At 58.2% G+C, this 24,396-nt stretch carries 15 protein-coding genes; 5 read left to right on the top strand and 10 right to left on the bottom strand.

The window, feature by feature from the left end:
- Positions 1–220: 220 nt before the first annotated feature.
- The 5 genes from RA27_RS17960 to RA27_RS17940 all read right to left on the bottom strand — a co-directional run bounded on the left by RA27_RS17960 (position 221) and on the right by RA27_RS17940 (position 5,043).
- Positions 221–1,408, bottom strand: coding sequence for a cation:proton antiporter (locus RA27_RS17960; protein WP_039542262.1), 1,188 nt, complete (start codon positions 1,406–1,408; stop codon positions 221–223).
- A 256-nt stretch (positions 1,409–1,664) separates the two neighbouring features.
- Entirely contained in the window at positions 1,665–2,699 is a 1,035-nt protein-coding gene (locus RA27_RS17955; protein ID WP_039542260.1) for a TPM domain-containing protein, read from the bottom strand.
- 3 nt (positions 2,700–2,702) lie between these two features.
- Positions 2,703–3,656 (bottom strand): LemA family protein, encoded by a 954-nt coding sequence (locus tag RA27_RS17950; RefSeq protein WP_039542257.1) that lies wholly within the window; start codon positions 3,654–3,656, stop codon positions 2,703–2,705.
- On the bottom strand, positions 3,646–4,008 hold the full coding sequence (locus tag RA27_RS17945) for a DUF2089 family protein (protein WP_082025182.1): 363 nt from the start codon (positions 4,006–4,008) through the stop codon (positions 3,646–3,648). Before RA27_RS17945 ends, RA27_RS17950 begins: the two co-directional genes overlap by 11 nt.
- A 279-nt stretch (positions 4,009–4,287) precedes the next feature.
- Complete coding sequence (locus RA27_RS17940; protein WP_039542253.1) at positions 4,288–5,043, bottom strand: IclR family transcriptional regulator; 756 nt, start codon at positions 5,041–5,043, stop codon at positions 4,288–4,290.
- Positions 5,044–5,139: 96 nt separating this feature from the next.
- Between RA27_RS17940 and RA27_RS17935 the strand changes: the two genes are divergently transcribed.
- The 5 genes from RA27_RS17935 to RA27_RS17915 all read left to right on the top strand — a co-directional run bounded on the left by RA27_RS17935 (position 5,140) and on the right by RA27_RS17915 (position 8,800).
- Complete coding sequence (locus RA27_RS17935) at positions 5,140–5,841, top strand: SDR family oxidoreductase (RefSeq protein ID WP_039542248.1); 702 nt, start codon at positions 5,140–5,142, stop codon at positions 5,839–5,841.
- A 17-nt stretch (positions 5,842–5,858) separates the two neighbouring features.
- Positions 5,859–6,389, top strand: coding sequence for a 2,4'-dihydroxyacetophenone dioxygenase family protein (locus RA27_RS17930; RefSeq protein ID WP_039542244.1), 531 nt, complete (start codon positions 5,859–5,861; stop codon positions 6,387–6,389).
- 4 nt (positions 6,390–6,393) lie between these two features.
- Positions 6,394–7,128, top strand: a complete 735-nt coding sequence (locus RA27_RS17925) for an SDR family NAD(P)-dependent oxidoreductase (RefSeq protein ID WP_039542241.1) — start codon at positions 6,394–6,396, stop codon at positions 7,126–7,128.
- Positions 7,128–8,228 carry an aminotransferase class V-fold PLP-dependent enzyme gene (locus RA27_RS17920; protein WP_039542238.1) on the top strand — a complete coding sequence of 367 codons (1,101 nt, stop codon included), beginning with the start codon at positions 7,128–7,130 and terminating at the stop codon, positions 8,226–8,228. The genes RA27_RS17925 and RA27_RS17920 overlap by 1 nt, the downstream gene beginning before the upstream one ends.
- A gap of 245 nt (positions 8,229–8,473) precedes the next feature.
- Positions 8,474–8,800: a hypothetical protein gene (locus RA27_RS17915; protein WP_039542235.1), complete on the top strand. Its 327-nt coding sequence runs from the start codon at positions 8,474–8,476 to the stop codon at positions 8,798–8,800.
- A 164-nt stretch (positions 8,801–8,964) separates the two neighbouring features.
- Here the strand turns inward: RA27_RS17915 and RA27_RS17910 are convergent, their stop codons facing one another.
- The 5 genes from RA27_RS17910 to RA27_RS17890 are packed head-to-tail and all read right to left on the bottom strand — an operon-like array spanning position 8,965 to position 24,322.
- On the bottom strand, positions 8,965–10,266 hold the full coding sequence (locus RA27_RS17910) for an HlyD family type I secretion periplasmic adaptor subunit (protein WP_039542232.1): 1,302 nt from the start codon (positions 10,264–10,266) through the stop codon (positions 8,965–8,967).
- A 1-nt stretch (position 10,267) separates the two neighbouring features.
- Positions 10,268–12,388, bottom strand: coding sequence for a type I secretion system permease/ATPase (locus tag RA27_RS17905; protein WP_052265363.1), 2,121 nt, complete (start codon positions 12,386–12,388; stop codon positions 10,268–10,270).
- A gap of 8 nt (positions 12,389–12,396) precedes the next feature.
- Positions 12,397–13,710, bottom strand: coding sequence for a TolC family protein (locus RA27_RS17900; protein ID WP_039542230.1), 1,314 nt, complete (start codon positions 13,708–13,710; stop codon positions 12,397–12,399).
- A complete protein-coding gene (locus RA27_RS17895; RefSeq protein ID WP_082025181.1) occupies positions 13,707–14,492 on the bottom strand; it encodes a SapC family protein in 786 nt (261 codons plus the stop codon). Before RA27_RS17895 ends, RA27_RS17900 begins: the two co-directional genes overlap by 4 nt.
- Before the next feature lie 14 nt (positions 14,493–14,506).
- On the bottom strand, positions 14,507–24,322 hold the full coding sequence (locus tag RA27_RS17890; protein ID WP_039542225.1) for an Ig-like domain-containing protein: 9,816 nt from the start codon (positions 24,320–24,322) through the stop codon (positions 14,507–14,509).
- Between the last annotated feature and the right edge of the window lie 74 nt (positions 24,323–24,396).

Raw genomic sequence — 24,396 nt, 5'->3', positions numbered from 1 at the left:
AAGATAAACTGCACAAGTGCATCCATGCCGCTTGGTCTGTTCCTGCAAGTCGCGATCCCTGCCAGGCCAGCGTGAGCCCCGAAGTGATCATCCGCCCGTCGATTTCGCGACACGATAGATCGTCAAGATGATTGAACTGTCTTTGAACCAACGCTCTACCGGCAACTGGTGTTTTGGTCCACCTTCGTGACCCTATTGCTCACTCAGTCAATACCATCCATTACCGTGCCCGATTTTTGGCGTACCAACGCGCGCCGGGCAAGGCTGTTATTCCATGTAAAACCGCGCTGATCCATACCGCGTTCACCGCCAGAAACAGGATCGGCTGGGCAAATTCATGGTCAATCTTGTCCACGATCAACAACGCAAAAAGAGCGGTCGCCAGTCCACGCGGGCCAAACCAGCCGAAGAACAATCGTGTCCTACTGCTCGCATCGGTTCCGATCAGTGAAATCCAGACGGCGAGCGGTCGAACGAGAAACAGGGATATCGCGATGATAATCAGCACCCTGGCATCCAGATACGGCAGCGCCTCGGGTACCAAAACCAACCCGATCGCAAAAAATGCAAGCCAGGACAATCCTTTGCCTTCGGTGTCGGCGAATTCGTAGACGAATTTGCAGTGGCCTTTCATGACGCTCCCAAATAGCAGCCCGCCAACGAAGGTTGAAATGAAGCCATTGCCTCCGATGGCATCGGCCAGCAGATAACACACGGCTGCGACTGCCAGCGTTCCGACTCCTTCGAAGGTCTGCGAGGTCAGGTTACGGTTCTTTGCGGCTATCATGATTGTTCCGGCCACTGTTCCGACCAGCACGCCTACCAACGGCCCGAGGATCAACTGTTTGGCCCCAAAAACCAGCCAGTTGACCCCCTGATCGCCCGAGACATCGGCCGTCAGGCTGGCGAACAGAAGAACCGCAGGCAACGCAAGGCCATCGTTCATGCCGCTTTCAACCGTCAGGGTTCGGCGTTCGCGTTCCGGCACCTCCGCGTTGGTTACGACGGCCTGCCCCAATGCCGCATCCGTAGGGGCCAGTATCGTCGCCATCAGAATCACTGCAAACACCGGCCAGTCCGGCAATACCGGCAGGATCATCAAAGCGCCGATAATTATCGACAGCGGAACCCCGAGCAACAGCATTCGCATAGGCCACACATGATGCGTTCTGAGCGCACGCAGGTCGGTTTTCGCCGCGTCCAGGAACAGCAGTACGATCAGCGTCACCTCTGCCACAAAATGCAAAATTTCGGTGGCATGATCGCCGGGAATGAATCCGGTCCGTGAAATCAGCAAACCGAACCCCAGAAATAGCATGGGGGCTGTGAATGGGGTTTTGTCCAACTTGTCGGCCGTCATCGCGTAGCCAAAAACAAACGCGGCAAGCAGCAAAATTCCGATATCCATCCGTTCTTTCCCACCATTTTACTTTTGGCGCGACAGGGTGAGCCATAGTCGCGAATTCCCAAAATTTTAGGACAATAAAGACATCCGGATTGCAACCTCAACCTGCTAAGGGTTCTCCGGTTTCTCGAACGCGAACGGCTCAACGACAGCTTGGGTTGAAATGACCCTTCTGGCACACCCAGAACGGGCGTATGGCGTTGCCGGGCCGTGCTGAAAGCTTACCGACCTCGAAGATCAAACGCCAAACAGCTGCGGCTCATCGTTTGGGACGTGACAAGGGAAAACCGTTCTGATCGAACGCCTGACCCGCAAACGCAAATTTGTAATTCTCGGGCAAAGACCGAGCAACAAACCACTGGTTGGATTGATTGAAGCGGATTGTCTGGCTCATGGTCGGAAAGTCCAGCCGCCATGCACCTTCTTCGCGGTGCAGAAAGAACGGTGAACATGTGCGCACCTCGACTGGATATTGAACAACTGCAAAGCCGCCCTGCGATCTCGTAACTGCTGGCGGGCAGTCCTGATAGGTCTTCGCTACGTTGCGCATCTGAGCCGGAGTCACCACCCAGTCCTGAAACATTGTCTGCGAGGCCCTGGAGTATATGGCAAGGTCAGGATTAGCATTCTGATCCTCCATCGCGCTGATATAGGCCTCCACAACCTGATATGGCTGATAACCCTGCTGCAGCGCCAACTGTGGTCCTTCGGGCCGTTCGTATCCGGTTCCAATCCGGGCTCTGGTGCTTGCGCCGGCCCCGCTGCTGGGTTCGAAGGTTTTTGCAGGTGGAATAAAGGCTTCATTGCGTAACGCTGCTTCTGCGCGCGATGCAATCAGTTCGGTTGTTGCCAGAATTCCATCGGCAACCCGATCTGCCTGGAAAAAGGGAACCATCTGCCGTTCTTCTACATAGGACGTAAAGATATCGGTAAAAACAGGCTCGACCGTCCGGCTGGTCTCCATACGGACCTGATCGATTTCAGGGGAAATCAGGAACAGAAGCCCACGAGCTGTGGAACTGTTCTCTCCGACGCGATCCTGTTCGAAAATCCCTACGGCAAGAGTGTCGATATCATCGGCGCTGTCCGAGGTCACAACTCTCAGGTCAATGTCATAGGTGGTCAATATCGCCTGATGATAATTTGCAATGCGTTCTTCCTGCTCTGCATTCAAAATGTCCGCCTGATCCCGAACGAGTGGAGCGCTTCTTAGCGGCTGCAGAACATAGACCGAGACCGCGCCCGTCAGAAGGATCACCACAAAGATCAGTGCCTCGGTTCGCCTGTTCGACATCGGTCAATCCAGGTTGATATCAACCGCGGTCTCAGCACCTTCGGTCGAAGTGAAATAAGCTTTGCGTTTGAAGTCTCCGACCGCAGCGATCAGACTTGTGGGCATACGTCGGATTGCGGAATTGAACTGCGAAGCAGCCTCATTGAACCGCATACGCGCGACATTTATCCGGTTTTCTGTCCCTTCCAGCGATGCCTGAAGGGCAAGAACCTGATCGCCTGACTGCAGGGTTGGATAGTTTTCGGCAAGTGCAACCACACGGGTCATCGAGGCCCCGAGCCGCGCCTGTGCATCGAGCAGCTTTGCGATTGTCGCTTCACTGCTGGGTGCCCCGCTTATGCCGTCCATGACATCCTTTGAAGTACCCTGCGCTGTCGCGATTTCATCAATGATATCTCTCAGTTCATCGATAGTTTCCTGCCGCTCCGTATCAGTTGAACCTGCTCTGGAACCGGTTGTCTCAAGCAACAGTTCTCGCTCGTATGCCATGTAGTCCGACGCGGCTTCGACGACATTGGGTATAAGATCGGCCCGGCGCTGGTAGTTGCTTTCCACCTGAGCCCAGCTTTCGAATACCAGCTCTTCCCGTTCCGCCAAGCTGTTGAAAATCCATACGGACCAAAGCAGGACGACTGCGAATGGAACGACGATAAATAAAGCAAGGGACATTCCGCGATTAAGGGGTGTGTTCATTTTTCCAACTTCCTCGGGTTGATTGAGCGCAGAACTGACATTTTGGATCACGTCCGGGTCCTGTGGGGCGAAAACCAGAGCAAGAATGAGCGCGACGGCACATGCTCCGAAGATCATCAAAAGTGTGCGTATTCCAGACCGCTCTTTTTTGGGCGGGGTTGGGGCACCCGTCTTTTTCTGAAGACTCTCTGCAAGACGAGATGCCTGATCCTTGGTCAGAATCCCGCGATCCCGCATACTCGCGATCTTCGCATCAATTGTCATGGTTGATCTCCCTGAGAAGGTGAATTCCTCGTTCCGGGTCTATTTTGCCGGATTCAATGTCCGCCAAAACCTGAGAGACTTTTTGCTTGTCCAGCGCTATTTCCGCACGCAGATTTTCGATCATCGCGTCAAGCCTCTTGCGCAATGTCGGATAGGTAATTCCGAGCGTTTGCGCGAGATCCTTCAAATTACCGCCGGACAAAACGAACGCCTCGGCCAAAGCCATGTCTTCCCTCGCCAGTCTGACAAGTGGCGGCATGTGTTGGGGGCCTTCGATATGAAGATTACACATGTCACAGCTAATCCTGGACACTGACATTTTCTGGTCTTTACACAGCGGGCAAGTTCTCATCTCTGGATCTCCCTCCGAATCTTTAATATTATTAAAATATACTTCCGTCAATTTTTCTTTTTGTTAAATATTAGCTGACATCAAAAACAAACTCGCTTTGGAAAGCAGCTGTGCGCCTATGGATAAAACGGCATCGAAGTCACCTTGGAATCCATGAAATTCTGTCTGAAAGGACCCGTGGACCAAGCAAAAGCCAGCGCCACAAGCAAGCATCAGCCTAGCCTTTGTATGGCGAAAAGTGTGCCCGCCGTTTGATTGGAAAACCCGCGTCGACGCGGCTTATCCGATGCCGCCGGACAGGCCGCGCACACACTCCAGAAGCGGCGCGGAATAGTGGGACTCGTCCTCATTCAAGCGGAACAACGGCACGGATACGCTTATCGCGCCTATCGGCCTAAGCTGGTCATCCAGGATTGCAGCACCAAAGCAAGCGATCCCTTCCTCATTCTCCTGATTGTCAAATATGAAGCCCTGCATACGGCAGGTCATGATCTGAGTTCGAAGCCGGGATGCGTCAGTTGTCGTAAAACGTGTAATCGGTCGCAGGTCTGCATCGCGGAGAAAGGCTGCCAGGTCATCCTCTGGCAATGCCGACAAATAGGCTTTGCCCACGCCGCTGGAATGGAGCGGAACAAAGGTACCGATGGTGGAACTCATTCGAACCGTCTCAAGGCTTTCGATTTTCTCGATATACACCAGCCCTTCACCGCTCGGGACAGCGAGATGCACTGTCTCTCTTGTCTGGTTTCGCAGCTTTATCAGCGCCTCGCGTGAGATATCGCGGATATCAGATTGCGTGAGCGCCGTGCGCGCCATGTTTATCAGGCGAACGCCGGGCTTAAAGCGTTTGTCACGGGTTTGCGTGATTAAATTTTCCGCCTCCAGGCCAGCCAGCAACCGATAAAGCGTCGGTCGCGTGAACGCGCATTCCTCCAGCAGATTCTGGAGGTTCGGCGGCGTCGCACGATCGCAAATGTGCTGCAACAAACCAATACTGCGCGAGAAGCTCTGCGTACCCGGAACCTGATTTGCCATTGCTGCTCCTCTTCGATTGACCTGCAGAGTCAATTCCGTTATCTGACCATATATTGAAATCTTTGTCCATTATATGGACATCTCTGAGATGCTGCAATGGTAAAGAAACAAAATAACGCACTGGTAACTGGTGGCACAAGCGGCCTTGGAAGGGCAATCGCACAGGGATTCCATCAGGCCGGGTATTCAGTGACGGCCGTGGGCCTCGGACCTCTGCCGGAAGAGGATGATGGTCTGATTTACAAGACGCTGGATGTCACGGACGGCGACGCAATCGAGGCATTGATTGGCGGACTTCCCACGTTGGATGTTGTTGTGAACGCAGCAGGCGTCATCCGGCGCGAGGAAGAACTTGACCCGGATGTTTTTACCCAGGTCGTCGACATCAACCTCAATGGCACCATGCGGGTTTGTGCCGCTGCCCGGCCCGTTCTGGCGAAGAACGGCGGCACAATCATCAATATCGCGTCGATGCTCAGCTATTTCGGCGGCGGGTTGGTGCCGGGATATGCCGCCTCGAAGGGTGGGATTGCACAACTGACCAAATCTCTGGCCATCGCATACGCCAAGGATGGTATTCGTGTGAACGCGCTGGCACCGGGATGGATCGCTACGCCGCTGACACAGAACCTGCAAAACGATCCCGACCGTAGCGCGGCGATCCTGTCCCGGACACCTATGGCGCGGTGGGGCAAACCCGAAGACCTGATCGGCCCGGCGCTGTTTCTGGCGTCCGAACATGCAGGGTTCATAACCGGAACACTCTTGAACGTGGATGGCGGCTACGCCGCTGTTTGAATGCAAAGGGAAGCGATATGCCACTGACAGAAAACGATGAAAACCCGCGCGTGCCGTACAAGCACCCCATGCCACAGGACGCGTTGCCTGAAATCCTGGTGCCCGATGCGCTGGCCGAAAACGACCCGCGCATGTGGGTCCAGCAGACCGAAACGGTCTTCTTCCGCCCTCTCTGCCTGAATGTCAGCCAGGGTTACTGGATGAACCTGCTCAAGGTGACGAAGGCCGGAGTCTTGTCTCGCCACCGCCATCCCAACCCGGTCCACGGGTTCGTGCTGAAAGGACGCTGGCATTATTTGGAGCACGACTGGGAGGCCACCGAAGGGTCGTATGTTTACGAACCACCGGGCGAAACCCATACCTTGGTCGTGCCGGACGACGTTCAGGAAATGATCACATACTTTCAGGTCAACGGAGTGATGTATTACTGCGACCCCGATGGAAACCATCTGGGCTATGAGGATGTTTTCACCAAGATCGACATGTGCCGGGCGCATTTCGAGAAGGTCGGCCTTGGAGCCGACTATGTGAAGAATTTTATCCGGTAACCGCATGAGCAACGTAAGCTATGATTTTGCGGGCCGGGTTGCTGTTGTGACCGGAGGTGCCACCGGAATCGGTGCGGAAATCGCCCGCCACTACGCAGCGGCCGGGGCCAGGGTCGCGATCTGGGATTTGTCCGACCCGGAAGATTTGCCCGAGGGTGCCATCGCCTGCGGGGTCGACATCAGTCAGCCGGATCAGATCGCGGCCGCCGTCTCAGAGACGCGCGCAGCCTTCGGCGGGATCGACTTTCTGTCCCACAACGCAGGTTTCGCCGGGCCGACTTTGCCGGTGGTTGACAGTGACCCTGACACGTGGGCGCGCGTGATCGAAGTGAACCTGATCGGTACCTTCTATCTGGCCCATGCCGTGGTTCCGGTGATGCAGGAAGGCGGATTTGGCCGGATCATCAATATGGCTTCCCTGGCCGGGAAAGAAGGGACGCCCAACGCATCGGCCTATTCTGCAGCCAAGGCGGGGGTAATTGGCTTTACCAAATCACTGGCAAAGGAGCTTGCACAGACTGAGATCCGCGTAAACTGCATCGCGCCTGCGGCCATCAAAACCGCGATCCTCGACCAGATGACGCCCGATTTTGTGCAGATCATGATCGACAAGTCTCCGATGAAACGACTGGGCTGGGTCGAAGAAGCCGCACGCATGGTCATGTGGCTGAGCTCCGAAGACTGCACTTTCAACTCGGGCGCGGTCTTCGATCTGTCAGGGGGGCGAGCGACCTATTGATGGCCCATCTTCGCAATTTCACCCCGGGGCCGGTCGAGGTTTCTGACGAGGTTCTCGCTGCCCAGTACGGCCCCCAGAGACTGCATGTCGGGCCCGGCTTTTCGCAGGCATATGTCCGTACCACCGAAAACCTGCGAAAGGTCTTTGGCACCAGCGGCTATGTCGCCATCATTCCGGGATCTGGCACGCTTGCCAACGAAATAGCGATCAGCGCAATGCTGGATGCAGGTCAGACAGCCCTGATCCTCGATGCCGGCTACTTCAGCTCCATTCTGAAATGGGCCGTCGAGGGCTGCGGTGCCAACGCGGTTCTTCTGCCGGTAGCTGACGGCAACCCCGCCGACCCGGAAGCCCTACGCGTGGCGCTGGCCACCCGGAAAATCGATCTTGTGTGCTATACCCATGTTGAAACCTCGACAGGGTTGCAGCAACCGGTAGAGGCTTTGGCCAAAGTCGCCCAAGAAGCCGGTGTGCCAGTTATGGTCGATTCCGTCAGTGCGCTTGGGACATGTCCCGCGCAGATGGACGACTGGGGCATTTCGATCATGACATCGGGATCTCAGAAGGGATTGGAATCCGTCCCCGGTCTGGGCCTGGTTGCAGTTGCCGACACCGCATGGGCACGGATCGAAGCCAAACAGTCTCCGCGCGGGGCATACACCGACATTCTGCGCTGGCGCGATCAACTTGACGCCGCACGCGACTGGCATCCCAGCCTGACCACCATGCCGGTGGCTGCGGTCTACGCACTTGATGTCGCCATGAACAAGATTCTGTCCGAAGGCCTGGATACCCGTTACACCCGCCATGTTGAGGCACGGGATTTCCTGTGCGGCGCAATGGAAAAACTCGGACTGGAACTGCAGATCGTACCCGGCTCCCGTGCATCAGGCGTCACCGCAATCAAGACCAGTGGCCGCTTCCGATCCTCGGATTTGGTCGCAGCTTTGGCGGCGGGTCACAATATTCGCATTGCAGGCGGTTTTGGTGCGAACAAGGAAGACGTTTTTCGCGTGGCTCATATGGGCGACAATGCAAAGGTCGGGGTCCTGAGGCCGGTGACTGACGGGGTTGAAAGCTTTCTGGAGCAGCAAATCTGATACAGATGTGTTTCAGCCACCACTCATCCACGAAAACCCTCAAAGGTCGAAGCAGCGATACCGAATTGAGAAATTTCTGCTCGTGAAAGGGCTTTGCCGCGCGCTGCAATGAAGCCGAGTGTCCCACAGGGAGGAACGGCCACCGGTGACTGTGGCCGGTTGAGTAAATGTGCGGCACGATCCTCGAGTTTCTGACCTTAGCCCTTTGTTGACCGGATGAGGGACTGTCATTTTGGCCGCGATTGATGGCTGAAATACAACAACAGCGAAAGAAAGCCGGCATCATCGGATACAGCAATTTCGTGAACGACATCCGTTCAACGGTATCGAACGGAGACGCCATCAGCTTGTTAACGTGGTTCGATATCCATCAGGCCGTTGTAGGTGGTAGGGTTGTCTTTGTCCCGCTAAGTGACAAACGATTGGTTGTAACCTTCTGTATTTACGTTGCCGGATCAGCACCTTTGACAACGATCCTATCCCTGGCGTCAGAAAAGACCCATAAATCCTACAAGCCATCAAACAAGAGTAGCAAACATGAAGGATGCGTCGCCAATTTTTTGGCCCGCTGAATGCAGACATGCTACTTTCAACAGCATAGCCAAACCGCATGAAAGTTCTGACAAGCTGCGCGTTCGATACAGGTGTAGGTTCAAATAACTTTCTGAGCAGACTATCCAACTCTGGGGCGACCGTCATGACCGGTCAGCGAACACAACATCTATCCAAAAAAGATTCAGTCCCGAAACGCGCGGTCTTTGACACGAATGACCGGTTTGGTCAGATATTCCAGAACCGTTTTAGGTTCAGACAACATATCTACCTGAGCTACCATGCCTGGAATTACATCCAACTGCTGCCCGTCCGCATCTGTAAGCGCGCCGCTCAGCCGTATCTCGACCACGTAAACAGAAGTCTCGCCATCCGGGGCGAGCACCGTATCGGCACCGATACGCGTCACACGCCCGTTCAGGGCTCCGTAGCGCGAGGCGTCATAGGCCGTGATACGCACTTTTACTTCCTGGTCCGGGCGGATGAAGGCAATGTCATCCGGGGCGACAAACGCCTCAACCGTGACGGTATCGCCAAACGGCACGATCTCAACAACGGTCTGACCCTGCTGAGCCACGCCACCCAGTGTCGAAATCAGCACCTGATTGACGACCCCCCGGGTCGGGGCGCGGATTTCCGCACGCGCCAGCCGGGCCTGAAGGGCGGGAATACGGGTCTCGAGCGCGGCGAGACGGGCCTGTGTCTCGGTCAATTCCCGGTTTGCGGTCGAGCGAAACTCGCGCTTCCGGGCGACGATCTGACTGTCAATCTCGGTCAGCGCGGCCTGAGCCATCAGTATCCGATTGCCGGCATCACTCAGCTGTCCATTCTGGCGACTGAGTTCGCGGCGCAGGTCGATCATCGCCAGAGGACTTTCAATCCGACGTTCCACCAGAGGCTGGATCACACCGATTTCTTCTTCCAGCAACCCGATGGTTTCATTGTTCACATCCTTGCTGATGCGGGCCGCCTCGATTTCGGCCAGCTTGATTTCGCGGCGGGCATCCAGAACTTCCAGATCGGCAGTCAGATGCGCCGCCATCGCAGAAAACAGATCCCGTTCCGCATTCAGCAACGCAGCCTCAGCGCCGCTACGGTCCGGCAAGTCGAACTCTTGCCCGGAAATCTGCGCGTCGAGCCGCGCACGGCGCAGGCGCAAAGCGGTTGCTTCTGAAACAGCGGTATCCAGTTCAGCCCTTAGCAGCGCAGGATCAAAGCGCATCATCACTTCACCCGCTTCGACCGTATCACCCTCGCGGACGTTTATTTCCGTAATGGTACCAGTCTCGGCTGCCTGAACCACCTGCACCAGCTGCGAGGGCACAACACGCGCCTCGGCCCGCGTCACGTCATCGATTTCAGTGAAATAGGCCCAGACCAGAACGACGAATAGCAGTGCTACGACCGAGAGCAGGATCAGACCTCCTGCGGCGCCGCGCCGGCCCCGCATCTCTCGTGCAGTTGCTGCAAAATCCGACCCGGCCACCCTATGCCTCCTTCACGGCGCGCGCGGCGGGACGGTTGCGCACAAGCATGTCGTCTTTGCTGCCGTCATAGGTGATCTTGCCGTTGTTCAGGACAATCACCCTATCCACCAGTTGCAGCAGGCTGGTCCGGTGCGTCACAAGAACCAGTGTCCGGTCATCGGACAGCCAGGTTTTGAGGTTCTCGATCACCTGCGCCTCGGTCTGGACATCCATGCCCGAGGTCGGCTCGTCCATCACCAATGTCGGCGGGTCGCCGATCAGGGCGCGTGCGATCGCAACCGCCTGCCGTTGTCCGCCCGATACGCCCGCGCCGCCCTCGTGCACTAGCATATCGTAACCGTGCGGGTGTGCCCCCGCGATCTGATCGGCCAGCGAAATTGCCGCTTTGTTGTGCACCTCGTCATCGGTCACGCCGAACCGGCCTGCGATGATGTTTTCACGCAGAGTGCCGGAGAACAGCCAACAATCCTGCAACACGGCACCGATATTGCGCGTCTTGTCTGCAGGGTCCACGGCGCGGGCATCCAGACCGTCCAGCAGAACCGATCCGTCATCGGGTTCATACAGGCCGAGGATCAGGCGCGCCAAAGTACTTTTGCCAGACCCGACCGGTCCCAGAATGGCAACTTTCTCTCCGGGTTTGATCGACAAATCGATATCCTTGAGGATCGAGCCCAATGCCTCATCATAAGCAAAGCTGACCCTCTTGAAGTCGATCTGGCCCTCGATGGTGCGCCGCGACAGATAACGCCGTCCGGGTTCACGCTCGACCTCCTGCGCCATCATTGCGTCGATCTGACGATAGGCCACGCGCGCCTGATTCAGGCGCGTCAGCACCTGTGCCAACTGTGACAGTGGCGCCAGAGTCTTACCCGTCAGGATCACGCAGGCGATCAGCGCGCCCATCGAGATCACACCATCCCGGATCAGAAACACGCCGTAAAACACAATCGCGACCTGCGCGATCTGCTGCACCAGCAGAGTCAGGTTGACGGTGCCTTGCGACAACAGGCGCGTCTTGCCGGAACTATCGGCCTGCGCCCGGACCGTATCGTCCCAGCGCGCCCGCATCACCGGCTCGGCCCCGGTGGTCTTGAGCGTCTCCATCCCCGTCAGCGTTTCCATCAGAACCGACTGTTTGGTCTGACCATCAATACTTGACTCGCGCGCATAGCGGCTAAGGAAAGGCTGCGCCAAGAGCCCGGATAACAGAGTGATAGGCACCGCAACCGCCGGAACCAGCGCAAGCGGACCACCGATCGCCCAGATCACACCGACAAATACAAACAGGAAGGGCAGATCGACCAAAGCCACCAGCGACGCCGAGGTGAAAAAATCTCGTACCACCTCAAAATCCCGCAGGATCGAAGCCATACGTCCATTCTGACCGCCGCGCGACTTCATCTTCAACGCCATCAATTGATTGAACAACCGCTCGGCAATTTTCATGTCCGCTCGTTTGCCCGCAGTATCGATGAACCGAGTCCGCAAATTCTTGATCAGAAAATCGAACAGCAGCGCAAAACCAACACCCGCAACCAATGCCAACAGGCTGTCGACCGCCTCGTTCGGCAGGATGCGGTCATACACCACCATGGTGAACAGAGATGTCGCCAGTCCAAGCACGCTGGTCACCACTGCGGCCAGTATGATCTGAACATAAACCCCGCGCAGATCGCTGAACGCGGACCAGAACCAGTGACCTTGCGGGGCCGAGCGGTCTTCGTCCGAGCGGCGCGTGCGCGAGGCGCGCAAAATCCAGCGTGCCTTGCGCAGTCGGTCGTCTTGCTGCCGCCAGATCTGCGGCTCGGTCGATCCGCTGCTCGCATCGATCACAAGAAAGCGGTCCTTGTCCTCGCGATCCAGTACCAAAAAAGGGGCTCCGTCTGCGTCAAACGTCAGAACCGGGAACAATATCGGGTCAAGCGTCAACAGCCGCGCCTTGCCGAAATCGGCCTTGTAACCTGCCGCTTCGAGTGCGCTTACCGCGTCATCAACCGCATAGGCATCCTGCTTGCCCTTGAACACACGGAAAAAATCCGCTTCGGACAAACCGTGACCCAGATGTTCGGTCAGAAGCCGGAGGTGTAGGATCAGCGGGTCGACGGCGGTCGGGTTCATGGCGGATATCACAAGGTTGGATCGGTTGGCTGCGCGACACCCAACGCGTCAAGGATATCTCCGGTCACCGCCAGAACCGCGTATTCCGCTCGGCGCGCCTGCGCTTCAAGCTGGATCACCCGTACCTGTGCAAGATTCAATTCGCGCAGGGCATCCAGAATCTGGACCAGCGTACTGCGTCCAATATCAAACTGCCCCCACGCGGCCTCGAGCGCCTGTTCATTGATCTCCACGGCACGCCGGGCCGTGGCCAGCCGGCGCTGGATCGAGTTGGTCTCTTCCAGCGCCTGGGACAGGTTACGCTGTAACTCGCGCCGCAACTCTTCCTCGTCGGCTTTGCTTTGCTGAAGGTTTGCCTGCGCCGTTTCGACATTGGCCCGCGCGGACCCCCCCTGATAGATCGGGACCGTGACACCCAAACGGGCCTGCGCCCCGTCATCAATGCTGCCTTGGTCAAAGTCCGTTTCGAGGATCGCCGATAGCGTGGGGCGTGTGGCACGTTCAGCAACCACAACCTCCTGCTGACGCACCTGACTGACGGCAACCTGTGTACGCAGGCGCGGGCTGCGTTCGACCATCTCCTGCGAAGAGGCAGCCGCAAGAACCGGGGCCGGAGGGATCGTGGGGATAGCACCCGGTCGGGTTCCGAACACCTCGACCCATGTTGCCGTGGCAAGCTCTACATCGGTTTGTGCCTGCGCCAGTTCTGTCTCGGCGTTAGACTTCCGCCCCTGCCCCGCCAGCAAATCCGCAACCGACCCGGCACCCGCATCAAAGCGAGACTGAAGATCATCGACCAGAGCATCGGTGCGGTCCAGATTTTGCTGCGCCTGATCTTCAAGGCGGCGATTGCGATCCAGATCAATTATGGTTTCTATCGCCTCGAAGCTCAGCGCGCTCAGTTCTGACAATTCGCTCAGCCAGGTTTGGCGGGCCTCGATCTGCCGCAGTCCCACGCGACCCGAGACTTTGCCGCCATCATAGATGATCTGGCTCAACCGCAGGATCGGAACCGTATCCCCATCGGACGTCAGGGACGTCTCGGCCTCGATCTGTGGCAGGAACGCGCCCTGCTCGGCATCGATGCGGGTCCTCGATGCCAGTACATTGGCTGCCCCTGCCGCCGTCGTAGGCGATGTCGCAACAGAGGTCCGGACCAGTTCCGCGAAATCCGTACGTGCGATGGTCCCCTTCAGATTATTCTGTCCCTGTGGAACCCCGGCAGGTTTTGCGGTCGGATCAAAAGACTGAGTCCCCTGCAAGTCCTCGCTGCAGCCTGCCAAAATTATCGTGGTCATCACAACCGACAACCATGCCTTCATGGTGCCAAAGCTCCTGGTTTTAGTTCTTCGCCGGACAGCAAATCATCGGTCAATGCATCCAAAAAGGCCCGGTCCGTATCTCGCGTTACAGGAGTATTCTGTGGTTGGGAAGCAACCTTACGCCTTGTAGGCTTTTTTAAATGATGGCGTGACAATAACTGCGCATGTGCCGCGCCCAATGCTCCGTTTTGCGAGAGGGAAACCAGCACATCGGCCGGGGCGGTCCGCAGCGCGTCTTCGTCCGTTTCAAACAATGCGCCGCCATTTTGCTGCGGGACGGGCCTCAGGACATCGGCAACCTGCAGCGCGGTCCCGATCCTGTTCATCACCTCCAACCCTGCAACGAAGCGGGCAAAGCCCCGTGCCACGGGGTCGAGCGTCGGGGACAGCCGCCCATCTTCGTAAAGTAACTTTCCGATTTCGCCCACACAGTCCGGGTCCTGCCAGATACCAAGCACATGGCTATCCCCCTCGGGCAGAACAGCAAACGGGTACATGCGCAGCAGAAACGGCAGCCGGTCCAGCGCAACTGAGCCGTCATCGTGGACCCACAGGCTGCCACCATCGCGATCCCTGCGCAGCGGCGCAACAGCGCGCCACTTGCCGCCAGCATTTACAAAAAACCAGGGCAATTCTAGCGTCACTGCGGCCAGTTCGGAAGAGCTCAGCAAAACCGACGATATATGTCTGGCAAAGCGATAACCGGAAGGACTGCGCCAGCGTAAACCGGCGCAGTCCTGTTGCGTGAGCGGTCGCGGCCTTATCGCGACGGATGCAGTCATAATCCCCCCGTGCGTCAGACCAGTTCGGATGCGGGCGGCAGGTCGATGTCCGAGTATTTGAGGAAACTGTCAATCGAAGAGCCGGAGAACTGGCTGACATCCGCGTTGGTAAAGGTCGCGATTGTGTCACCCAGCGTATAGTTTGCACCCGGCGCGCCGCCTTCGATCAGGTCCTGCAATACAGCGTTCCCGCCTTGATCATAGAACAGTGCGTACTCGCCCGAACCGATGGAATCGAATGTCGCCGCAATCGCATCCAGGTCGGATTGATCGCCCGCATCGTCAACTTCCCAGGCAATCGAGAACGCACCGCGGTCGTCTTGGACCACGATCCGGTCTCCGGTACCCTCGCTATCGGTAAAGCGAAAGCCGTCGATCACATCGGTGCCCGTGTCGTCGGCATCGATATAGATGAACACCTGATCCGTCCCGCCGGTATCGTTGAGGATATTGATTGTGTCATTCCCATCACCCGAAATCGCGATGCCGGTTCCCCAGCGGTCGAATGTGATCGTGTCATCGCCTGCGCCGGTCTCGATCCACTGATCGACATCGGTGTAGAAGATATCCTGAGCCGCATCATCCCCAACCACGATCACATCGCGCAAGTTTCCGAACCCGGTTCCGAGATCAATTTCCTGCGATCCCAGCAACGCAGCATCGTCCAGCATGTCGGCAATGTCGGACAGGGGGGCGCCGATATCTGTCGCCGTGAATACAGGTGAGCCGTCCAAAGTCAGGGTCATTGTATCAACGCTGCCTGCATAGTCGGGCCCGCCTGTTACGGACAATCCGGAACCCGCAAGCGACAGAGTGATATTCCCGGAGGTGTAGACCACTTCGCTTGACGATTGAGTCATACTGCCGCTTTGGAATGCCGTCACCATGTCGGCAACCTGATTGGACGTGCCGTTAACCTCGATGGTGACCGGGTTGTTCATGCTTCCCGGCGACAAAGACAGGTTTTCGGACGCAATCGTATTTTCGAGATCCTGGGATGTCACACCGACCAGCGTGACCGAGTCATCCGCGCCAAAATTGAACCGCAATGATGGCTCACCGTTTGATGTAACATCCTCATAGTCCGGCAGCCCCGACTCAAACGCGCCGTCGCGGGTCTGCAACTGGTCAAGATCGATGTCGAAGTCAAAGATCGTGTCATGACCTTCGCCAACAACGAAGATGTCCTCTCCCGCACCGCCGGTATAGCTGTCGTCGCCACCGCGACCCACAAAAACCGACCCGGTACTCGCCGCGATCAGGGTATCATTGCCTGAACGAGAGCCATACACTTCTTCGACCCCAGACAAACTGTGGGTAAAGGACTGACCGTCCCATGTTCCCGTTGCCTGCCCCAGATCCAGATCGACGGTCACACCGTCCGTAACATCGCCGCGGTCGTAGCGCACGACGTCGTGCCCTCCGCCTGCGTCCAGCACGTCGTTGCCCGCGCCCAGTATGAAACGCTCGTCCCGGTCAGATCCGGTCACGTTGTCATCCGCGTCGAACGTCCGCAATTCGATCCGCCCACCAGATCCCGTCACATTCAGATCAATCGATCCGCCATTGAATGTGATGTCGCCGGTTGTAAGATTTGCCGTCACAGCATCATCACTGGTGTCAACGCGGATAATGCCGTCATTCAAGGTGGCGTTTATCGTGTCATTGCCACCTTCGTAGTAAACGCCGGTCCAGCTGAACGTGTCACCCTGCACGATGTTGTAAACGTCATCCCCGACCGTACCGTCGATCCCAAGACCAAGAGCTTCGCCGGGTGAGAGCGGATTGAGTATGTCGTCGAACCCATCCCCGAACTTGTTGACGGACCCGAAATCATTCGCGTAGTCGATTGTCGCTTCGATTGGTCCGCTCAGCGCGCCGTATCTCAGCTCGACATAGCTTTCTCCGCCGGATGCGCTCAGATCAATCGCATCATCGCCGGTTGAGGCATTGATAATGTCTTCACCATCATTATTGCCCTGCGGGTCGATGTAGTCGTTCCCGTCGGTCCCGTCGAGAACATCATCCCCGTCCGTACCGATGACATTCGTCACTGCGAAGCGATCCGCGTATTCCTGCTGCAGATCCGCAACCAACCAGTCTTCGAACAGCACCGTGGCCCCATCCGGAAGCGTAACCAGGACATCGTCACCGACCTGCTGCGCATTATCAACGGCGGTCGCAACCTCATCATCTGTCACCGAACTGTCCAGTTGGATCTCATCGATACCGGCTTCGAAATCGCGGATGATGTCATCTCCCTGGCCCACAATGAACAGGTCTTCACCGGCGCCGCCTTCCAGCGTGTCATTGTCAGCACCACCGATCAGGACATCTGCGCCATCGCCACCGGTCAGTGTGTCGTCGCCCCCCCGGCCATCCAGCTGTGAGCCCAGATCAGACGCCGTCAGCATGTCATCGCCCGAGCGCGAGCCGCGCACGCCTTCAACATTCAACAGCGTATGCGTGAACGCCTGTCCATTCCAGGTTCCGGTCGCAGTGTTGGTTCCAAGATTGACGGTTACTCCGGTATCGATACCGCTCCGGTCATAGCGAACGGTGTCGAAACCACCCCCGGCATCCAGCGTATCGGTCCCCGCGCCCAGAATGAAACGTTCATCGCGATCCGATCCGGTGACATTGTCGTTTCCGTCATATGTCTGCAGATCAATTCTGCCACCGGTTCCGGTCACATTCAGATCAATCGACCCACTGGCAAATGTGATGTCTCCGGTAACCAGATTGGCGGTGACATCCTCGCCGGACGTGCCAATGCGAATGATACCATTGTCCATATTCGCATTTATGGTGTCGTTGCCGCCCTGATAGAACACACCGATCCAGCTGTCGCCGCTGCCTTGAGTGATGTTGAATGTGTCATCCCCGGCCGTGCCCTGCAGCCCCAAACCGAAAGCTTCGCCGACCGTCGCAGGGCTGGTCAGGGTATCAACCCCATCTGCACCCTTATCGACCGAACCCGTGTTGGACGCGTAATCGACCGTGGCTATGATCGGACCTGCGAGCGCCGAATAATCCAGCTCGACATAGCTGGTGCCGCCCGAATTGCTCAGGTCGATCTCATCGTTGCCTGCTGACGCATTCACGAGATCAAAGCCATCATCGTTGCCCATCGGGTCGATGTAGTCGTCACCGGCGGTGCCATCGAGAGTGTCATCCCCGAACACGCCGATGATGTCCGAACCGGCGCTTGCGTTTTCGGCCTGCAGGTCCGCAACCGTCCAACCCTCAAGCCGGAGCGTCGCGCCGGTTGAGACGAACGTGACTACAACATCATCGCCATCCTGCACGGCCGCGGCAATCGCCGCATCGATTTCGGCCTCGGTGTAGGCAGGGTCGAGTTCGATCGTGTCGACGTCATCCCCTTCGTAATCGCGGATGACATCATTGCCCCGACCGACGATGAAAGTATCTTCGCCATCGCCACCGACCAACAGGTCGTCTCCGGCGCCACCGATCAGCGTGTCATTACCACCCCGCCCTTCCAGACGCGAGCCGGAATCGGCTGCGGTCAACGTGTCACCACCAGTGCGTGAACCGCGTACATATTCGACATTGAACAGATTGTGCGTAAAGGACTGACCGTCCCACATACCGGTTGCAATCCCGGTCTCAAGGTTCACGTTCACTCCTTGAGAGACAGCAAAGCGGTCATAGCGCACCAGATCGAAACCGTCGCCCGCATCCAGCGTATCGGTGCCCGCACCCAGACTGAACCGTTCATCCAAAGCCGAGCCTGTCACGTTGTCGTCGCCCGATCCGGTCACCAGTTCGATCCGACCACCAGTACCGGTCACGTTCAGATCAATCGAACCGCTGGCGAAGGTGATATCGCCAGTGCTCAGATTGGCCGTCACGTTTTCATCATCCGAAGTCGTGATCCGGACGATACCGGTGTCGAGTGTCAGATTGATCGTGTCGTTGCCGCCCCGATAGTAAGCGGCTGCCCAAGCCTCGGCACCATTCTGAACAATGGTGAATGTATCGTCACCTGATGTGCCGAATATGTCGATGCCGTTGGCTTCGCCTGTGGTGTTGGGATTGATCAGGGTATCCGTGCCATCGGCACCGCCCACACCCTTCACGATCTGGCCTTGGTTGAGCGCGTAGTTCAGCGTCACGTCAATCGGGCCGGACAGCCCTTCGTAGTCAAGAACAACGAAGCTCTCGCCGCCAGTATTGCTCAGATCGATTGTGTCATCGCCCAGTGAGCCGACCACAACATCCGGATCGTTACCGTCGTTACCTTGCGGGTCAATCGTGTCATCGCCATCGGTGCCGACCAGATTGTCAGGGTCCGGCGTACCGACAATATCCGACCCGCCGCTTGCATTTTCGGCCTGCAGGTCCGCAACCGTCCAACCCTCAAGCCGGAGCGTCGCGCCGGTTGAGGCAAATGTGACGACAACATCATCGCCATCCTGCACGGCCGCGGCAATCGCCGCATCGATTTCGGCCTCGGTGTAGGCAGGGTCAAGCTCGATCGTGTCGACGATATCCCCTTCGTAGTCGCGGATGACATCATTGCCCTGACCGACGAAGAAAATGTCCTCCCCGTCGCCGCCAATCAGGGTGTCGTCCCCGGCACCCCCGATGAGGAGGTCATCGCCCCCGCGACCATCCAGCGTCGAACCGCTATCCGCCGCCGTCATTATGTCATCGCCCGTACGCGAGCCACGCACCATTTCGACATTGGACAGATTGTGCGTGAATGCCTGGCCGCTCCACGTGCCGGTTGCCTGTCCGGTTTCAAGGTTCACCTCGACACCGTCAACGACAGCACCGCGGTCATAGCGCACTTCATCGAACCCACCGCCCGCATCCAGCGTATCGGTGCCCGCACCCAGAATGAAGCGTTCATCCCGTGCCGAGCCCGTTACGGAGTCATTGCCGTCTCCGGTCTCAAGTTCGATACGGCCACCAGTGCCGGTTACATTCAGGTCAATCGAACCGCTGGCAAAGGTGATATCGCCGGTATTCAGATTGGCGGTGACATCTTCATCTGCGGGATCAATGGATACCGCTTTCACACGAACGATGCCCGAATCCAAGGTCACGTTGACCGTGTCATCACCGCCTTCGTAGAAGATCCCTGCCCAGGTCGGGTCACCATCCTGAATAACGGTGAACGTATCGTCGCCCTGCGTTCCGACAAGCCCGATCCCAAACGCCTCACCCGTTGTTTCGGGGCTGGTCAGCGTGTCTGTGCCGTCGCTGCCTTTGTCCACGGTGCCGGTATTGTTGGCATAATCCAGGGTCACATCAATCGGGCCATCAAGCGCCGCATAGTTCAGCTCGACAAAGCTGGTGCCACCCGAGGTGCTCAGATCGATCTCGTCATTGCCAGCGGAACCATAGACAACATCGATCCCGTCAGCCTCACCATCATTGCCCTCAGGGTTGATGTAGTCATCCCCCGCAGTTCCGGTCAGATCGTTATTTCCGAAATCTCCGATGATCGACTGCCCGCTGATCTGCACCGTCACAGCGCGATCCGCTGGCGTGCTCTGGTTTCCAACTGCATCCTCGGCAACCGCCGAGACCGAGAAATCACCCCCCGGAACCGCAGCCGCATCGAATGTGGCACTGAAATTGCCGTCGCCATCAGCCGTTACCTGTTCAGAAGTGGCCCCGATGGTCACGGTAACAACCGCATTTGCCTCGGCCGTACCCGTAATCGTCAGGTCTGCGTCCTGTTCGGCGGTTTCAAGGAAATCGTCGCCCGTAACAGCATCCAACGTCGGCGCGTCCGGCGCTTGAAGGTCATAGGTGACGTCGCCACCCGCGACAGATCCGCTGGTTACGCTGGACCCATCCAGTGTCGCATCGGCGGTGACAGGGTAGGTCCCGGAAACATCCGGCAAATCTGATTCTGTGAACGTGACATTCCATTGACCATCTGCGGCCACCGGTGCCAGCAGCGCGACACCGTTGATGGTCACTGTCACGGTACTCCCGACACGTCCCGTGCCGCTCACATCCAACCCGGCAGCCCGGTCCGCGATGCCAAGCGTCGCCGTCGTGTCATTAATGGTTGGCGTCAGCGCCGAGACCGGCTCGACAGTCACTGCAACCGAACCGGAGGGGCTTTCGTTACCGAACGGATCAGTGGCCGTGGCCTCGATCAAAAAGTCTGTATCCGGCACATCCGCCGCAGCAAATGTCACCGAGTAAGAGCCATCAGCACCTGCAACCGTGCTTTCGGTGACGCTGCCAATGGTGAGGTCAACCGTTGCACCCGCCTCGGCTGTACCGGTGACGGTGAGATCAACGCCCTGTTCCTCGAGGTCCAATACATCATCGCCCGCAACCAGGTCGACGACCGGCTCGATCGGTGCATCCAGATCAACCGAGAAGCCACCGCCGCTGACCGCACCGCTAGAGAAAGTGGTCCCGTTCAGAGTGGCAACCGCGCTGACCGTATAGTCGCCGGTTGCATCCGGCAGGTCCACTTCGGCGAAGTTAACGCTCCAGTTGCCATCGCCATCGACGGTGACCTCCTGCTCTGCGCCGTCAATGGTAACGGTCACCGTGCTGCCGCTGCGACCCGTGCCGCTGACGGTCAGCCCAGCCGCCAGTTCCGCCGCCCCAAAGGTGCCCGATACCGGCGAACTGGTCGGTGTCAGGGCCGAGACTGGCTCCAGCGTGATCGCTTGCATGGCGGTCGCGCTGGTATTGCCCAAATCGTCTGTTGCCGTGGCATTGATGGTGAAATCCGTTGTTGGAACATCCGCCGCCGCAAAGGTGACGCTGAACGCACCGGTTCCATCCGCCTCTACCGTCTCTGTCACACCGTTGATGGTGACATCGACCGTCGCGCCCGCATCCGTCATACCCGAAACCGTCAGATCCGACCCGCGCTCTTCCAGCTCGATCACGTCATTTCCGGCAACCGTGTCAAAGACCGGCGCTGCAGCAGCGTCCAGATCGACCGAAAAGCTACCCCCTGCAACTTCACCACTGGAGAACGCGGTGCCGTCCAGGACCGCGACAGCGGTGACGGTGTAGTCGCCGGTTGCATCCGGCAATGCATCCTCGGCGAAGGTGGTGCTCCAATTGCCATCGCCATCGACCGCCGCGTCCTGTACGACGCCTGCAACATCCACCTGCACCGTGCTTCCAGCACGTCCGGTACCCGACACCATCAGACCGGCAGCCAGTTCCGACGGTCCGAAGATGCCCGAAACCTGATCGACCACAGGTGTCAGGGTCGAGACCGGTTCGACCGTCACCGCCTGCGAGGCCGAGGGGCCTTCATTGCCCAGCGGATCGGTGGCCGTGGCGTCAACCGAGAAATCCGTGTCCGGCACATCCGCCGCGTCAAAGGTCACGGTGTACGCGCCATCCGCTCCCGCAACCGCACTTTCGGTGGCGCTGCCGATGGTGACCTCAACGGTCGCGCCCGCCTCCGCGGTGCCCGTTACAGTGAGGTCGGCGTCCTGTTCCTCAAGCTCCAGCACATCGTTGCCCGCAATCGCGTCGATGGTCGGCGCGGCAGGCGCGTCCAGATCGACCGAGAATCCACCACCCGCAACAGCCCCGCTGGAGAAACTGGTCCCGCCCAAAGTGGCAACCGCGCTGACCGTATAGTCGCCGGTTGCATCCGGCAGGTCCGCTTCGGCGAAGGTAACGCTCCAGTTGCCATCGCCATCGACGGTGGCCTCCTGCTCTGCGCCGTCAATGGTAACGGTCACCGTGCTGCCGCTGCGGCCCGTGCCGCTGAAGGTCAGGCCAGCCGCCAGTTCCGCCGCCCCAAAGGTGCCCGATACCGGCGAAATGGTCGGCGTCAGGGCCGAAACAGGCTCCAGCGTGATCGCCTGCGTACCCGCCGGACCCTCATTGCCCAGCGTATCCGTCGCGACGGCACTGATCGTAAAGCCTGCGGCAGGGACATCCCCGGCATCGAAGGTGACGCTGAATGCGCCGTCCGCACCCGCAACCGCATCTTCGGTCACGCCATTGATGGTAACAGCAACATCCGCGCCTGCCTCGGCCGTCCCGGTAACGTTCAGGGCAGTTTGCTGCTCGTCCAGATCCAGAGCATTGTCATCGGATACCGGATCGATCACCGGTGCGGCAGGCGGGGTCAGATCAACCTCCGCGCTGCCGCCGGAAACGGGAACGGTGTATACCGAAGAACCTGAGGGGGCCGCAGAGACCTGCACATCAAATGTGCCGCTATCGGACGGGAAATTGCCCGCGTCCAGATTGAACAACCAATTTCCACTGCCATCGACAGTGGTCGTATCCTCAACGCCGCCGATAGAAACACGGACGATGCTTCCCGGACGACCGGTCCCGACCAGCGGGATTGTCGCAGCGAAACTGTCCGGGCCGACTAATCCGGAAACCTCTGTCGTGATCTCAGGACGCAAGGGAACGATATTGGCAGCCTCATCAGCAACATCGACAGATCCAACGTCAGTACCATCATCTTCGATGGCATCAACCAGATCTCCCTGTACAACCTCTTGTACGGCTTCGATGGTGTTCTGAATATCTTCCGGGGTACCGCTGGCACCATCAATCAAGTCATTCGCGGTCTCAACCTGTGACGCTATTCCCGACGCCTCGCTCGCATCAACTCCGGCCTCTTCCAGAGCAGTCTGAATGGCATCCGCATCGTTCAAGACCTCCAACGGATCTTCCATCGGATCGTCTGCGGCTGCCAGAATCTGTTCGGCAAGAGAAGCCGCCGCAGCTTCGGAAGCGGCCGAGCTATCTGCGTCGCTGTCCTGCGTTGCCGCTGCGGCAGAGATTACCGACGCAACCTGCGCCGCGGCTGCAAACGCTGCGGCATCGCCACTATCTTCAATGGCCTCAACCGGGTCCAGCTCCAGCAGGTTCTGGCCAGACAAACCCAGCGCGTCGGCCAATTGCGCGTTGGCCTCATCAACTGTCAACGGCGTGTCGCTGCCTGCGCTTGCCTCAACAAGGCTCTGCACCAGAGTGGTCAGCGGCGTGATAACACTCGAACCCGCAGGCGCCGTCAGAGTGCCGGTAAACGCCTGACCGGTCGAAGAATCCACCCCACCGACGGACACCAGCTTGGCCGCCGGGTTGGACGAATCCAGTGTAATATTGAAATTGCCCAAAGCGTCCGTCGTGGTATTGGGCTCGCCTGCGTCAAAAACGGAGTTTCCGTTCACATCCTGAAACACGGTGGCGTTTACGATGTAACCATCCACCACCGTACCACTGAGAGAGGGCGCAGAGGTACCCGAGCCGCCCGCGCCACTTCCACCGCTGTCGCTTCCCCCGTCGCTGCCACCACCGCCGCCGCCAGCGGCAAGCCCGGCGGCCGCCACACCGCCACCTACCGCAGCAATGGCGCCTGCCGACCCGCCGCTGCCTGCCGCAGCGGCTTCGGTCACCTGAAGCGCCACAGCCTCGGGGACCAGAACCTCTCCGCCCGCAACGGTGAAGCTTCCGGCTGGCAGACGCATTACGGCTCCGTTCTCGAGCGTTACTGAGGCCGATCCGTCCTCCAGCACTTCCACCGATTTGACACCGTCCAGCGTGTTCAGCGACACGTCGGAGGACTGCGCCTGTGCCGTTTCCGCACTCAGCAGAACCAGCACGAGTGCAGTACCCCCGGCAGCAAGCCGGGCGGCCGATCTGGCAGCCAGTTGTTTCAGGAAGTCCGCACGCCCTTTGGTCGCCGCCGGAACACGCACAGGTTCAGCCATTGATGCGGGCAAGGCGCTGACCGATCGATCGAACTCGGCAGAAAGTCCGCGAAGTTCAACGGTGGAAACAGCGAAAGGCGAAGCAGAGCCCGTGCGGCCGGTCAAAAGCGATTTAGAGAACATGTGCGGAAAAACTCCATCAAAAAGTACTAACGTTCCTGCGACCGACACGTCGAAGAAAGGAGTCCTCCTAATGG

Source organism: Ruegeria sp. ANG-R (genome assembly GCF_000813985.1).
GTDB lineage: Bacteria > Pseudomonadota > Alphaproteobacteria > Rhodobacterales > Rhodobacteraceae > Ruegeria.
Note: the sequence above shows the minus strand (reverse complement) of the source record. Positions and strands in the feature narration are given on the sequence as shown.